The organism is Sphingomonas zeicaulis (assembly GCF_050433225.1).
In the GTDB taxonomy this organism is placed as follows: domain Bacteria; phylum Pseudomonadota; class Alphaproteobacteria; order Sphingomonadales; family Sphingomonadaceae; genus Sphingomonas_D; species Sphingomonas_D zeicaulis.
Genome location: NZ_JBNPXQ010000003.1, coordinates 462361 through 477188, shown reverse-complemented (window position 1 = coordinate 477188; position 14828 = coordinate 462361). Strand labels below are relative to the sequence as shown.

The 14828-nt window shown below is 66.5% G+C and carries 8 protein-coding genes; all 8 read left to right on the top strand.

Annotated features, from left to right (window positions below):
* Positions 1–150 precede the first annotated feature (150 nt).
* The 8 genes from FHS96_RS14895 to FHS96_RS14860 all read left to right on the top strand — a co-directional run bounded on the left by FHS96_RS14895 (position 151) and on the right by FHS96_RS14860 (position 14785).
* Positions 151–2472, top strand: coding sequence for a glycoside hydrolase family 3 N-terminal domain-containing protein (locus tag FHS96_RS14895; protein WP_429593078.1), 2322 nt, complete (start codon positions 151–153; stop codon positions 2470–2472).
* A complete protein-coding gene (locus FHS96_RS14890) occupies positions 2469–4838 on the top strand; it encodes a glycoside hydrolase family 3 N-terminal domain-containing protein (RefSeq protein ID WP_429592904.1) in 2370 nt (789 codons plus the stop codon). The genes FHS96_RS14895 and FHS96_RS14890 overlap by 4 nt, the downstream gene beginning before the upstream one ends.
* 7 nt (positions 4839–4845) lie before the next feature.
* Positions 4846–6057 carry a D-mannonate dehydratase ManD gene (gene manD, locus FHS96_RS14885; protein WP_429592901.1) on the top strand — a complete coding sequence of 404 codons (1212 nt, stop codon included), beginning with the start codon at positions 4846–4848 and terminating at the stop codon, positions 6055–6057.
* Positions 6058–6061: 4 nt separating this feature from the next.
* The gene (locus FHS96_RS14880) at positions 6062–7384 is read left to right on the top strand and encodes an MFS transporter (RefSeq protein ID WP_429592899.1); all 1323 of its coding nucleotides are present in this window, start codon (positions 6062–6064) and stop codon (positions 7382–7384) included.
* On the top strand, positions 7381–8793 hold the full coding sequence (gene uxaC, locus FHS96_RS14875) for a glucuronate isomerase (protein WP_429592896.1): 1413 nt from the start codon (positions 7381–7383) through the stop codon (positions 8791–8793). The genes FHS96_RS14880 and uxaC overlap by 4 nt, the downstream gene beginning before the upstream one ends.
* Positions 8790–10235, top strand: a complete 1446-nt coding sequence (locus FHS96_RS14870) for a mannitol dehydrogenase family protein (RefSeq protein WP_429592893.1) — start codon at positions 8790–8792, stop codon at positions 10233–10235. Before uxaC ends, FHS96_RS14870 begins: the two co-directional genes overlap by 4 nt.
* A gap of 327 nt (positions 10236–10562) precedes the next feature.
* Positions 10563–13493 carry a TonB-dependent receptor gene (locus FHS96_RS14865; protein ID WP_429592890.1) on the top strand — a complete coding sequence of 977 codons (2931 nt, stop codon included), beginning with the start codon at positions 10563–10565 and terminating at the stop codon, positions 13491–13493.
* A gap of 77 nt (positions 13494–13570) precedes the next feature.
* The gene (locus tag FHS96_RS14860) at positions 13571–14785 is read left to right on the top strand and encodes an SGNH/GDSL hydrolase family protein (RefSeq protein ID WP_429592887.1); all 1215 of its coding nucleotides are present in this window, start codon (positions 13571–13573) and stop codon (positions 14783–14785) included.
* Positions 14786–14828 lie beyond the last annotated feature (43 nt).

The window sequence follows — 14828 nt, the reverse complement described above, 5'->3', positions numbered from 1 at the left end:
TCATCCTTTTGGCGCGGTTGACAACCGCGTCTGGTCTCGCGCATGTTACCGCTATCAAGAGCGTATGCAAGCGCCGGATCGAAAAGCAGGAGGGGTGTTTTGAATCGCATCGTCGCAACCTTGGCGCTGGCTACGGCGCTGCCTGCGATCATGACAGCCGTATCTCCCGTGGTCGCCCAGACGGCCAAGACGCCCGTGACGGCGCCGTATCGCGACGCCTCGCTGCCGGTCGAGCAACGTGTCGACGATCTGCTTGCGCGGATGACACTGGCCGAGAAGATCGCGCAGATCCTGTGTATCTGGGACGGCAAGATCGCGATCCTTGACGACAAGCTGCAACTCGATCCTGCCAAGCTCCGCGCGCGCTTTCCCAACGGTCTCGGCCAGTTCGCCCGGCCATCCGACGCAAAGGGCGGGGGATCTCCCCGGCTCGTGCCCGGCCGTGATCCGCGCCAGACGGTGGCGTTGGTCAACGCACTGCAGCGCTGGGCGGTGGGCGAGACGCGGCTGGGCATCCCAGTCCTGTTTCATGAAGAGGGGCTGCACGGCTATGCCGCCCTCGGCGCCACCAGCTTTCCGCAGGCGATCGGACTGGCGTCGACCTGGGATCCGGAACTGATCCGGCAGGTGAACGAAGTCATCGCGAAGGAAATCTCGGCGCGGGGTGTGAGCCTCGTGCTCTCGCCCGTCGTCGACGTCGCGCGCGATCCGCGCTGGGGTCGCATCGAGGAGACGTTCGGCGAGGATCCCTATCTGGTCGGCGAGATGGGCGTCGCCGCGGTCGAGGGGCTGCAGGGCCCCGGCCGCGCGCGGATGCTGGAAAAGGGCAGGGTGTTCGCCACGCTGAAGCATCTCACCGGCCATGGCCAGCCCGAGAGCGGCACCAATGTCGGCCCGGCGCCGCTTTCCGAGCGGGAATTGCGCGAGCGCTTCTTCCCGCCGTTTGAGCAGGTGGTCACCCGGACCGGGATCGAGGCGGTGATGGCATCCTACAACGAGATCGACGGCGTCCCCAGCCATGCCAATAAATGGCTGTTGCAGGATGTGCTACGCGGCGAGTGGGGATTCCGCGGCGCCGTGGTCAGCGATTATGCCGCGATCGACCAGCTCCAGAGCCTGCACCACATCGCCGCGTCGCTCGATGAGGCGGCGATGCGCGCGCTCGAAGCCGGCGTCGACAGCGACCTGCCCGAGGGCCTGTCCTACGCGACGCTTGAGAAAGCGGTGCGCGATGGGCGGGTGAGCGAAGCCGCGGTCGATCGCGCGGTGCGCCGGATGCTCGAACTGAAGTTCCGCGCCGGGCTGTTCGAGCGGCCCTATGCCGATGCAGCGAAGGCGGCGGCGGATACCAACACCCCGGCGGCCCGCGCACTGGCGCGCAAGGCGGCCGAACGCGCGATCACGTTGCTCAAGAATGACGGCATGCTGCCGCTGGCCGAAGGCGGCACGATTGCGGTGATCGGCCCCAATGCCGGCGTGGCGCGGCTCGGCGGCTATTATGGCCAACCGCCGAAGACCGTATCAATCCTCGACGGGCTGCGCGCCAGGCTCGACGGGCGCACCCGGCTGCTGTTCGCCGAGGGCGTGAAGATCACCGAGAATGACGATTGGTGGGCGGACGAGGTGAAGCTCGCCGATCCCGAGGCCAATCGCCGGCTGATTGCGCAAGCGGTGGAGACGGCTCGCGGCGCCGACAAGATCATCCTCGCGATCGGCGACACCGAGCAGACCAGCCGCGAAGGATGGGGCAATACGCATCTGGGCGACCGGCCGAGCCTCGATCTGGTCGGCGAGCAGCAGGCGCTGTTCGATGCGCTGAAGGCGCTGGGCAAGCCGATCGCGGTGGTACTGATCAACGGCCGCCCGGCCTCGACGATGAAGATCGCCGATGAGGCCAATGCGCTGGTCGAGGGGTGGTATCTCGGTGAGCAGGGCGGTGCCGCGATGGCGGACATGCTGTTTGGCACGGTCAATCCGGGCGGCAAACTGCCGGTCACCATCCCGCGCGATGTCGGCCAGTTGCCGCTGACCTATGATCGCAAGCCTTCCTCGGGCCGCGGCTATCTGTTCGACAGCACCGAGCCCTTGTTCCCGTTCGGCTGGGGGCTGAGCTACACCAGCTTCACCCTGTCGCCGCCGCGCCTCTCGGCGGCCAGCATCCGCACGGGCGGCAGTGTGACCGTATCGGTCGACGTCGCCAACACCGGTGCCCGCGCAGGCGACGAGACGGTGCAGCTCTACATCCGCGACAAGCAATCGTCGGTCACCCGGCCACTTAAGGAGCTGAAGGGCTTCAGACGCGTGACATTGGCACCGGGCGAGACGCGCACGGTGACACTGACCATCACCCCGGAGCATCTGCGCATGTGGAACGACCGGATGGAGCGGGTGGTGGAGCCCGGGGAGTTCGAGATCATGACCGGCGCCAATTCGGTGGACCTCAAGGCCGCCACGCTGACGGTGACGCAATGAACACGCGCCGCGAGCTGTTCCGCTGGGCCGCCGGTGCCTCGCTGCTGGCCTTCCTGCCCGCCGCCGCGCGCGGCGACGCGCCGCTCTACAAGGATGCGCGCGCGCCGATCGACCTGCGCGTGCGGGACCTGATGGCGCGGATGACCTTGGACGAGAAGGTGGCGCAGCTCATCACCCTGTCGACCACCAAGCGCGACGTGATGGACGAGGCGAGCGCCTTCGATCCGGCAAAGGCGGATACCGCTTATCCCAACGGCATCGGCCAGATCGCCCGTCCGTCGGACCGGGGCGGTGCCGCGACCGCCACCAATACCGGCACCGACGTCACCGGCCGCTGGCGCGCGCCAGCGGACACCATCGCCTTCGTCAACGCCGCCCAGAAATGGTCGCGGGAACGCAGCCGCCTCGGCATCCCGATCCTGTTTCACGAGGAAGCGCTGCACGGGCTGATGGCGCCCGAGGCAACCAGCTTCCCTCAGGCGATAGCGCTGGCCGGCAGCTTCGATCCCGATCTGATGCGCCAGGTGAGTTCGGTGATCGCGCGGGAGGTGAGGGCGCACGGCACCGTGCTGGCGCTGTCGCCGGTGGTAGATATCGCACGGGATCCGCGCTGGGGGCGCATCGAGGAGACGTTCGGCGAGGATCCCTACCTCTGCAGCGAGATGGGCGTGGCCGCGGTCGAGGGACTGCAAGGCAGCAGCGACATTCTCCAGCCCGGCAAGGTGTTCGCGACGCTCAAACACATGACCGGCCACGGCCAGCCGCTGTCGGGCAACAATGTCGCGCCCGCGCCGATCGGCCGGCGCGAACTGCGCGAAAGTTTCTTCCCGCCCTTCCGCGCCGTCGTCGAGCGCACCGGCATTGCCGCGGTCATGCCATCCTATAACGAGATCGACGGCGTGCCTTCGCATGGCAATCGCTGGCTGCTGACTGAGGTGCTGCGCGGCGAATGGGGTTTCGACGGCGCGGTCGTCAGCGATTACGCGGCGATCCCCGAACTTGCGACCTTCCACCATGTCGCGGCGGACATGGGCGATGCGGCACGGCAGGCGCTGGTCGCCGGCGTCGATAGCGACCTGCCGGATGGCGTGGCCTATCGCGCGCTCGCCGATCAGGTGCGCGCGGGCAAGGTGCCGCTGGCGGCGGTGGATGCGGCCTGCCGACGGATGCTGACCTTGAAGTTCCGCGCCGGACTGTTCGAGGCGGCGCCGGTCGATCCCGCTGCCGCCAGGCGATTGACCGCCAATGCCGAGGCGAAGGCGCTGGCGCTGGAGGCGGCGCGGCGCTCGATCGCGCTGCTGGTCAACGACGGCACTCTGCCGCTTGCGCCCGGCGCCCATAAGCGCGTTGCGGTGATCGGGCCCAACGCCGCGGTCGCGCGGCTGGGTGGCTATTCGTCCTTGCCGACGAAGCCCGTCTCGTTGCTGGAGGCTGTGAAGGCGCGTCTCGCCGGCAAGGCTGAGGTCGTCCATGCGCAGGGCGTGTTCATCACGCAAAGCGAGGATCGCTCCGCCAACGAGGTGCTGCTCGCAGATCCCGCGAAAAATCATCAGCTCATCGCGGAAGCGGTGGCGGTGGCAAAGACAGCGGACATCATCCTGCTGGCGATCGGCGACACCGAACAGACCAGCCGCGAGGGTTATGCCAAGAACCATCTCGGCGACCGCACCGATCTCGACCTGCTCGGCGAACAGAATGCGTTGTTCGCGGCGATGAAGGCGACCGGCAAGCCGGTGGTCGTCGTCGCGCTCAACGGCCGTCCCCCGTCATGGCCGAGTGTCGTTGTGGATGCCAACGCGTTGCTCGAATGCTGGTATGTCGGGCAAGAGGGGGGCACCGCGATTGCGGAGGCGTTATTCGGGGACGTCAATCCGGGCGCCAAGCTGCCCGTGACCGTGGTGCGCGACGTCGGCCAGATTCCCTATTTCTACAATCACAAGCCCTCGGCGCGGCGCGGCTATCTGTTCGCCGACAAGACGCCCTTGTTCCCGTTCGGCTTCGGGCTCAGCTATACGAGATTCGAGATCGGGGCGCCGCGCCTTTCGACACCCCGCATCGCCATTGCCGGCAATGTGACCGTCGAGGTGGATGTCGCCAATGTCGGCGAGCGCGCGGGGGACGAGGTCGTCCAGCTCTATGTCCGTGACCAGGTCTCGTCGGTCGCGCGCCCGGTAATGGAGCTCAAGGGTTTCGAGCGCGTGACCTTGAAACCCGGCGAACGCCGTACCCTCCGCTTCCAGCTCGGCCCCGAGGCCTTCCGCTTCTGGGATGCCAGCCAGCGCGAAGTGATCGAGCCGGGCCTGTTCGACATCATGGTCGGCGCGAACAGCCGCGACGTCCAGACCACCACTCTCGAAATCGTCTGAGGACATTATGCCCAAGATCGTCAACGCCCGCGTTATCGTCACCTGCCCCGGCAGGAACTTCGTGACCTTGAAGATCGAGTGCGATGACGGCACCACCGGCGTCGGCGACGCGACGTTGAACGGCCGCGAGCTTTCGGTCGCCAGCTATCTGACCGACCATGTCATTCCCTGCCTGATCGGCCGCGACGCGCATCGCATCGAGGATATCTGGCAGTATCTCTACAAGGGCGCGTACTGGCGCCGCGGCCCGGTGACGATGACCGCGATTGCCGCGGTCGACATGGCTTTGTGGGACATCAAGGGCAAGCTGGCGGGGCTGCCGGTCTACCAGCTGCTCGGCGGTGCGAGCCGTGAAGGCGTGATGGTCTATGGCCATGCCAACGGCACCACGATCGAGGACACGATCGAGGCGGCGCTCGACTATCAGCAGCAGGGCTACAAGGCGATCCGCATCCAGTGCGGCGTGCCGGGCATGCCGAGCACCTATGGCGTCTCCAAGGATCGCTACTTCTACGAGCCGGCCGACGCGGATCTTCCGACCGAGAATGTCTGGAGCACCTCCAAATATCTCCGCATCGTGCCCGAACTGTTCAAGGCGGCGCGCGAGGCGCTGGGCTGGGAGGTGCATCTGCTGCACGACATCCATCACCGCCTGACCCCGATCGAGGCGGGCCGGCTGGGCAAGGATCTGGAGCAGTACCGCCCGTTCTGGCTGGAGGACGCGACCCCGGCGGAGAACCAGGAAGCGTTCCGCCTGATCCGCCAGCACACGACAGCACCGCTGGCGGTGGGCGAGATCTTCAACTCGATCTGGGACGCCAAGGACCTGATCCAGAACCAGCTGATCGACTATATCCGCGCGACCGTGGTCCATGCCGGCGGCATCACCCATCTCCGCCGGATCGCGGCGCTGGCCGACCTCTACCAGATCCGCACCGGCTGCCACGGCGCGACTGACCTGTCGCCGGTGTGCATGGCGGCGGCTTTGCACTTCGACCTTTCGGTGCCGAACTTTGGCGTGCAGGAATATATGCGCCACACGCCCGAAACCGACGCGGTCTTCCCGCACAGCTACAGCTTCGACGATGGCATGATGCACCCGGGCGATGCCCCGGGCCTCGGCGTCGACATCGACGAGGAACTGGCCAAGGGCTATGAGTATAAGCGCGCCTTCCTGCCGGTGAACCGGCTGGAAGACGGCACGTTGCATAGCTGGTGATCCGATGAGCGAGACCGCCGACGCCGCAGCCGATGCCCCCGCGACCGCCGTGGCAGAGGTGCCGCGGCCGGCGGGGCGCATTCGCTGGTTCATCTGCGGACTGCTGTTCCTGGCAGTCGTGCTGTCCTACATCGATCGGCTGGTGCTGGGCGTGCTCAAGCCCCAGCTCGAGACGCTCTATGGCTGGACCAACACCGGCTATGGCGACGTCACCGGCTATTTCCAGGTCTTCTACGGCATCGGCTTCCTCGCCTTCGGCTGGCTGATCGACCGCATCGGCCCGCGCATGGGCTATTTGCTGGCGATGGGAAGCTGGACGCTCGGCCATTTTGCGCAGACGCTCGTCACCAGCACCACCGGCTTCGTCATTGCGCGCATCCCGCTGGCGCTGGGCGAGGCGGGGACATATCCGTCGGCGCTGGCGGCGGTCTCGCAATGGTTCCCCAAGAAGGAACGCGCGCTGGCGATCGGCATCTTCAACGCCGGCGCCAATGTCGGCGCGATCGTCACGCCCTTGCTCGTCTCTTTCATTGTCGCCGGGATGCTGCTCGACTGGCGCTGGGCGTTCATCATCACCGGCCTGCTCAACCTCGTCTGGCTGGCTGCATGGTGGCGCTTCTACCGCAGGCCCGAAGAGCATCCGACATTGTCAGCGGAGGAGCGCGCCTATGTGACCGCAGAGCCTGCCGAGGATGTCGGTCGCGCCACCTTCGGGCAGGTGCTGCGCCACCGCCAGACATGGGCCTATATGTCCGGGCGCTTCCTGATCGATCCGGTGTGGTGGACCTTCCTGTTCTGGCTGCCGGACTTCTTCAACAAGCAATATGGCTATGATCTCAAGAGCTTCGGCCCGCCGCTCGTCGCGATCTATCTGCTCGCGGACGCCGGTGCGATCGTCGGCGGTTGGTATTCCTCGAACCTGATGAAGCGCGGCGTGGCGACGGGCCGGGCGCGCAAGCAGGCGATGTTCGTGTGCGCGCTGTTCGCGCTACCAGTGATGTTCGCGGCCCAGGCGGGCAATATCTGGATCGCGGTGGTGCTGATCGGCCTCGCCTGCGCCGCACACCAGGGCTTCTCGACCAATTTGTTCGCGCTGCCGGGGGACAGCTTCCCCCGCTATGCGCAGGGCACGCTGATCGGGCTCGGCGGTTTCGCTGGGGCAGCGGGTGGTTTCATCGCTTCCAAATCTTTGGGTGTTCTTCTTGACACCGTTGGCAGCTATGAGCCTTTCTTCGTAGCCTGCGGCGTCGCGTATCTTTTCGCGCTCGTCGTGATCCACCGCCTCAATCCGCGCTACGCGGATGTCCAGATGAGTAAAACGGCATGACCCGACCGCTTGCCCTCCACCCAGATCGGCTGTTTCCCGCCGATCCGACCGTGCGCGCGATCGCGCGTTCGCTTTACGAAAGGGTGAAGGATCTGCCGATCGTCAGCCCGCACGGCCATACCGACCCGTCGTGGTTCGCCTATGACGAGCCGTTCACCGATCCGGCGAGCCTGCTGATCGTGCCGGACCATTATGTGTTCCGCATGCTCTACAGCCAGGGCATTCCGCTCGAGAAATTGGGTGTGCCAACGGTAGACGGGAGCCCGACCTCGACCGATTCGCGCGGCATCTGGAAGATTTTCGCCGAGAATTATTACCTGTTCCGCGGCACGCCCTCGCGCATGTGGCTCGACTGGGTGTTCGCCGAGGTGTTCAAGCTGGACGTGATCCTCGAGCCCGAGACCGCCGATCTCTATTACGACACGATCGATGCGGCGCTGAAGACCGACGCTTTCCGCCCGCGCGCGCTGTTCGAGCGTTACAATATCGAGGTGATCGCGACGACTGAGAGCCCGCTGGACCCGCTCAAGCATCACAAGGCGATTCGCGAGAGCGGATGGACAGGTCGCGTGGTAACCGCTTACCGGCCGGATCCGGTGGTCGATCCGGAAGCCAAGAATTTCGCCGAGAATGTCCGCCGCTTCTGCGAAACCGCGGGGGAGGATGCCGCGACCTATGCTGGCTATCTCGCCGCGCATCGCTTTCACCGCGCGCGCTTCCGCGAAGCTGGCGCGACCTCGACCGACCATGGCCATCCGTCGTCGCTGACCGCCGACCTGTCGCCGGAAGAGGCAGCCTCGCTCTACGCGAAGGTGCTCGACGCGCCGACGGCGGAGGAAGCCGAGCTGTTCCGCGCGCAGATCCTCACCGAAATGGCGGGAATGAGCGTCGAGGACGGCATGGTGATGCAGCTTCACCCGGCTGTGCATCGCAACCACAATGACGCGGTGCTCGCGCGCTTCGGCCGCGACAAGGGCGGCGACATCCCGACCGCGGGCGAATTCGTCAAGGCGCTCAAGCCGCTGCTCGATCGCTACGGCAATGATCCGCGCCTGACGCTGATCCTCTTCACGCTCGACGAGGATGTCTATTCGCGCGAACTGGCGCCGCTCGCCGGCCATTATCCGTCGCTGCGGCTTGGCCCGCCGTGGTGGTTCCATGACAGCCCGGAGGGCATGCGCCGCTTCCGCGAGCGCGCGACGGAGACCGGCGGCTTCTACAACACTGTTGGCTTCAACGATGACACCCGCGCCTTCCTGTCGATCCCGGCGCGTCACGACGTCGCACGTCGCATGGATTGCGTATGGCTGGCCCAGCTCGTCGCCGAGCATCGCCTGCCGGAAGACGAGGCGCATGAAGTCGCCCGCGCCCTGGCCTATGACCTCGTGAAGGCGGCATATCAGCTGTGAGACTCTCGACCGAAACACTCGACCGGCTTCCCGCCGACGTCGTCCGCCCCGCCTATGACCGCGCCGCGGTCAAGGCGGGGGTCGTCCACCTCGGCATCGGCGCGTTCCACCGCGCCCACCAGGCCGCCTATCTCGAAGCCGCGCTGAATTCCGGCGATCTGCGGTGGGGGATCATCGGCGTCTCGCTGCGTTCCGCCGGCGTACGCGACCAGATGGTGCCGCAGGAGGGCCTCTACACGATGCTCGTTCGTGACGGCACCGCGGAACAGGCGCAACTCATCGGCGCGGTACAGACTGTGCTGGTGGCACCCGAGGATCCCGCCGCGGTCGTCGCCGCAATCGCGTCGCCCGACACGCATCTGGTGACGCTGACCATCACCGAGAAGGGCTACAAGCTCGATCGGGCGACGGGCGGGCTGCTCGCCGACGATGCCGATGTCGCACACGACATGGCCTCGCTGGAGGCACCACGCACCGCGCCCGGCTTCATCGTCGCCGGCCTTGCCGCGCGCCGTGCTGCCGGGCTGGCGCCCTTGACGGTGATCTCGTGCGACAATCTGCCGCACAACGGCGCGCTGCTGCGTGACGCGGTGCTGGCGATGGCGATGGCGCACGACGAATCGCTGGTCGCGTGGATCGCTGAGGAATGCGCCTTCCCGGCGACGATGATCGACCGGATCGTGCCGGCGACCACCGATGCCGACATCGCGGCGCTGGCCGAACGGCTGGGCCTTGAGGATCGCGCGATGGTGAAGACCGAGCCCTTCACCCAGTGGGTGGTCGAGGAGAAGTTCGCTGGTGAACGCCCCAATCTGGCGGCGTTCGGCGTGCAACTCACTGATCGGGTCGCGCCGTGGGAGGACGCCAAGCTACGCCTGCTCAACGGGTCGCATTCGGGCATCGCGTATCTCGGCGGGCTCGCGGGCGATGCGTTCGTCCACGAGTTCGTCAGCCGCCCCGCGGGCCGCCGCTTCGTCGAGGCGCTGTGGGACGAGGCGCAGGACACGCTCGATCCGCCGGCGGGGCTCGACATCCCGGCTTATCGCGCCGAGCTGATGGCGCGTTTCGCCAATCCGTCGCTGCAGCACCGCACGCGCCAGATCGCAATGGACGGCTCGCAGAAGCTGCCACAGCGGCTGCTGGCCGGCATCGCGGAACGCCGTGCCAGGGGCCAGTCAGTTGGCGCGCTGGCGCTGGCGGTGGCGGCGTGGATGCGCTGGCAGGCCGGCGTGACCGATGCGGGTGAGCGCTTCACGGTCGACGATCCGCTCGCCGAAGCCCTGGGGGCGGCGAACGCCGCAGCCGCGACTGTTGCGGACCGCGTGGAGGCGCTGCTCGGCGTGCTGGGGATCGCGCTCGACGAAGAGGCGAAGGCCGCAATCGCGACGCGCCTCGATACGATCGAACGCTCCGGCGCGCTGGCGGCGGTCGAAGCGCTGTAATCCTCTCTTCCCGGCGCACGACGTCGGGAGGACGCATCCGGTGAAAGGGCAGGCGCCGAAAAGCCTGCCCTTTCGCATATCCGGCGACACCCTTATCGCCCCCTTTAGACACCCTTATCGCCCCCGTTACGCCCCCTTAAGTCCCTCCGGCGCAGATCCGCGCGCGGATGATACTGTCGCATCCGCGCCACAGATGGTCGACCAATATGTCATGCCGGATGGTCAGTACTTGACGATCGCTGGTCTGACCCGTATCGCAAACTGATAGCGCTAACAGAATGCGCTGACCCGACGGTCGAAGCGGGTGTGTTTGCGAAGGAGGGGAAGATGAAGGCTTACGCATATCGTCATGTCGTGCGCGCGGCCCTGCTCGGGGCGGTGGCGCTGAATGTCGTCGCTGTCGGCACCGCGGTGGCGCAGACCACGGACACGCCCGCGCCTGTCGAGGAAAGCACGCTGCCGGCGGACAACACCGAGCAGGATATCGTCATCACCGGCATCCGCCAGTCGCTGGAAAGCGCGACAAACGCCAAGCGTGAGTCCGTGGCGTTCGGCGATTCGATCTTCGCGGAAGACATCGGCAAGCTGCCGGCCACCAACCTCGCCGAAACGCTGAACCGCATCCCTGGCGTCCGCCTCAACCGCGACATCAGCGGCGAAGGAACGCAGGTGTCGATCCGCGGCCTCGGCCCGAGCTTCTCCAAGGTGCTGCTGAACGGCACCCAGTTCGCGGTCGCTTCGGACGGCGGCACCAACGGCTCCGGAGGCGGCAATCGCGAGGTCGACCTCGACTTCTTCCCGTCCGAACTGTTCACCCGCCTCGACGTCGCCAAGAGCCCGACCGCGTCGATGCTCGAAGGTGGCATCGCCGGCACCGTCAATCTCCGCAACGCGCGGCCGTTCGACAAGCCCGGCACGCACATCACGGTGGTGGCGCAGGGGCAGTATACCGACAGCAATAACAAGGTTGGCCCGCGCGGCGCGATCGTCGCCAGCCATACATTCGGGGACACGCTCGGCATCCTCGTCGGCGTCGCCGGCGTCAGCCAGAAGACGCGGATCGACGGCTATGACACGGTCGGCTTCACCGATGCCAACCTGCCCTGCGGGCCGGGCTGCAACGTCTCCCCCCCGGAAAGCAACGGCTTCTCCTTCGCCAGCGTCGCGCCGGCCAATGTCGGCCATGGCCTCGTCGCCGGCCAGCCGATCGACCTGGCCGCGACCTCCGGCCTGTCGCTGGACCAGCTTTCCAAGGCGCTGATCCCGCGGCTCGGTCGCCCGGTGCTGACCACAGGCAAGCGTGAGCGCATTTCGGTGGTGGGTGCGGTGGAGTTCCGCCCCTCCGACGCGCTGCATTTCAACATCGACGGCATCTACGCCAAGTCGAAGCGCGACTATCTGCGCTCCAACATGAACTGGCAGGTGCGCAACTCGGGTCCGGGCACCTCGCCGCAATCGACGGGCGGCATGGTGCCGTTCGACATCGAGGTGGACGAGAATAATGTCGTCACCCGCGGCACCTTCGCCAACTCCTCCTTCTTCTCCGAGAACAGCATCTTCAACCAGGACACCGAGTTCTGGAACGTCACGCCCAGTGCGACGTGGCGACCGAGCGACCTGATCAAGGTCGACCTCTCGCTGAACTGGGGCAAGAGCAACTTCTTCCGCGAGCAGCCGACCTTCGCCTTCCAGACTGCGCCCAACTCCGGCGTCGAAGTCACCTACGACAACACGACCAACAGCCCGCAGCCGATCATCTCGGCGAACCGCGATCTCGGCGATCCGAACCTCGGCTGGCAATGGTATCGTGTGAACGTGCAGAATGTGCGCCGCAAGACCGAGACCAAGGGCGCGCATCTCGACTTCATGTATGGCGACGAGAGCTTCAACGTGAAGGTGGGCGGCGCCTTCGACCAGGCCGAGCGTAGCGTGCGCGCCTATGACAACACCAACGCCTTCCAGCTTTCGGTATGCGGCAATCCCTGCACGGGCAACACCGGCACCGTGCCGACCAGCGCGATCCCGCAATACCTCAACCGCGTGGGCTTCGACAATTTCGGCCACCTCTCGCGCGGCCAGTTCGGCGTCACCAGCTTCATCATCCCCGACCTCGATGCGCTGCGCCGGGTGACCAACTATGAACAATTCCGCGACACCGCCCCCGAGGCACGCGGTGCGGTGACCGGCGGTGCCACCGGCGACGTCGAGGAGAAAGTCTATGGCGGCTATGCGGAAATCAACGGTGTCACCGAGTTGTTCGGCCGCGAAGTGCGGGCCAATGCCGGCTTCCGCTATACCAAGACCGAACAGCGCGTAACCGGTCCGAGCCAGGTCGGCTCGGCCATCGTCGATATCACCGCGGACTCATCCTATGAGGAGGTGCTGCCGTCGGTGAACCTGACCTACGACCCGCTCGACAATCTGAAGCTGCGTTTCGCGGTGTCCAAGGCGCTGACCCGCCCCGATGCCGGCCAGATCCTGCCAGGCGTCACCTTCTCCGATCCGTCCGCGCAGATCGCCAGCGCAGGCAATCCGGAGCTGAAGCCCTACACCTCGGATAATCTCGACTTCGGCGGTGAATTCTACACCGGCGGCAGTGGCTATGTCGGCGTGGCGCTGTTCCAGAAGAAGATCGACGGCTTCACCGTCACCCAGCAACAGCAGGTGGCGTTCGGCACGCTCAACATCCCGTTCGCCTCGCTGCAGTCGACCCAGCAGCAGGCGCTGAGCGATCGCGCGCGCGCGGCGGGCGTGGCGGTGGAGGCGGTGCCGATCACCGTCAACCGGCCGGTCAACCTGCAGAACCTGCGCATCCGCGGCATCGAGATGACCTGGGCGCAGCCGCTGGACTTCCTCGTGAAGGGTCTCGGCTTCAACGCCAACGGCACCCGGATCGGGCAGAGCTCCAGCTCGGGCCTCGTCGCGTCGGGCGTGCCCAAGTGGCAGTACAACGTGCAGGGCTATTATGAGAATTACGGCCTGTCGCTGAGCCTCAACTATGTGTGGCAGGGCGGGGTGATCGCCGCCAACGCACCGCAGAACAACCTGCCGCTGCCGCTGCGTGCGGACGATCGCGGCCAGCTCGATCTGTCGGCGGGCTATCAGCTTCCCTTCGCCGGCAAGCGTTTCCGCATCACGCTGGACGTGCTCAACATCACCAACGAGCCGATCCGCACTACCTTCGGCTACGATAACGCCACCTACAACGTCTTCTATCCGGGCCGTCAGGTGCTGGCCGGCGTCCGCGCCAACTTCTGATCCTCGCAGCCCCCTGTTGCGAACATCCTGCGGGTCGGCCTCTATGGGCTGGCCCGCAATTTTTTTGGGAGAATGAGATGCGTGTCGCGCTCGCCCTGTGTCTGACGCCGCTGATCCTTGCCGCGACACCGGCTATCGCCGCCGGCACCTGCCCCTGGCTGCCGGCGTGGGGATCCTCGCAGATGGTGCCGGACGCCAACAACAGCCTGCCCGCGGGCGTCTTGGCCAACGCGACCCTGCGGCAGATCGTGCGGCCGTCGATCGGTGGTGCGCGGGTGCGCGTGCGGTTGTCGAACGCGTTCGGCCGCGCGCCGCTGCGTATTGGGGCTGCGACCTTGGCGCGCTCGGCGAACAATCGCTCGGCGAGGATCGACGTCGCGACGGCGCGGGCGCTGGCCTTTGCGGGGGCGGCCGGGGTGGTGATCCCGCCCGGCGGCGACTGGCTGAGCGATCCGGTGGCGCTGCCGGTCACCGCGTTCGACGATCTGGCGGTGAGCCTGCATGTGCTCGACCAGCCCGACGTCCAGACCTCCCATCCCGGTTCGCGCGCGACATCCTATGTCGCGCGGGGCGATCAGGTGTGGGCAGGGGCGCCTATCGATGTGACGTCGACCGATCACTGGTTCCTTCTGTCGGGCATCGAGGTGGAAAGCTGCTCGGCGAAGGGCGCGATCGTGGCGCTGGGCGATTCGATAACCGATGGCCGCGGCTCGACCACTAACGGCAATGACCGTTGGACGGACCTGCTCGCGCGGCGGCTGAAGGGCAGGGCGGCGGTGATCAATCAGGGCATCGGCGGCAACCGCGTGCTGCTCGACGGGCTGGGGCCTAACGCGCTGGCGCGGCTCGATCGCGACGTGTTGGCACTGCCGGGCGTCCGCCACCTCGTGCTGCTGGAGGGGATCAACGACATCGGCAGCCTGGCGCGCGAGAAGCCGGCGACCGCGGAGGAGCATCGCGCGCTGGTGGCGCAGCTGACGGGTGCCTATGCGCAGATCGTGTCGCGTGCCCGCGCGCGCGGCATCAAGGTGCATGGTGCTACATTGCTGCCGTTCCGCGGCAATGACTATTACCATCCGGACGCCGCGACCGAGGCCGACCGGCAGGCGATCAACGCCTGGATCCGGGCGCCGGGGAATTTCGACTCGGTGATCGATTTTGACCGGGTGATGCGCGATCGGGCGCGCGCGGAGTATCTGAACCCCGCGTTCGACACGGGGGATGGGCTGCATCCCAATCCGGCCGGGTTCAAGGCGATGGCGGATGCGGTGGATTTGCGGGTGTTCGAATAGGCTTGGCGAAAAAGAAAGCGCCCGAGCGGCCATCGATGCCGCG

Coding starts and splice junctions, on each gene's coding strand:
- FHS96_RS14895 (WP_429593078.1), top strand. CDS start 151: ATGACAGCCGTATCTCCCGTGGTCGCCCAGACGGCCAAGACGCCCGTG.
- FHS96_RS14890 (WP_429592904.1), top strand. CDS start 2,469: ATGAACACGCGCCGCGAGCTGTTCCGCTGGGCCGCCGGTGCCTCGCTG.
- manD (WP_429592901.1), top strand. CDS start 4,846: ATGCCCAAGATCGTCAACGCCCGCGTTATCGTCACCTGCCCCGGCAGG.
- FHS96_RS14880 (WP_429592899.1), top strand. CDS start 6,062: ATGAGCGAGACCGCCGACGCCGCAGCCGATGCCCCCGCGACCGCCGTG.
- uxaC (WP_429592896.1), top strand. CDS start 7,381: ATGACCCGACCGCTTGCCCTCCACCCAGATCGGCTGTTTCCCGCCGAT.
- FHS96_RS14865 (WP_429592890.1), top strand. CDS start 10,563: ATGAAGGCTTACGCATATCGTCATGTCGTGCGCGCGGCCCTGCTCGGG.
- FHS96_RS14860 (WP_429592887.1), top strand. CDS start 13,571: ATGCGTGTCGCGCTCGCCCTGTGTCTGACGCCGCTGATCCTTGCCGCG.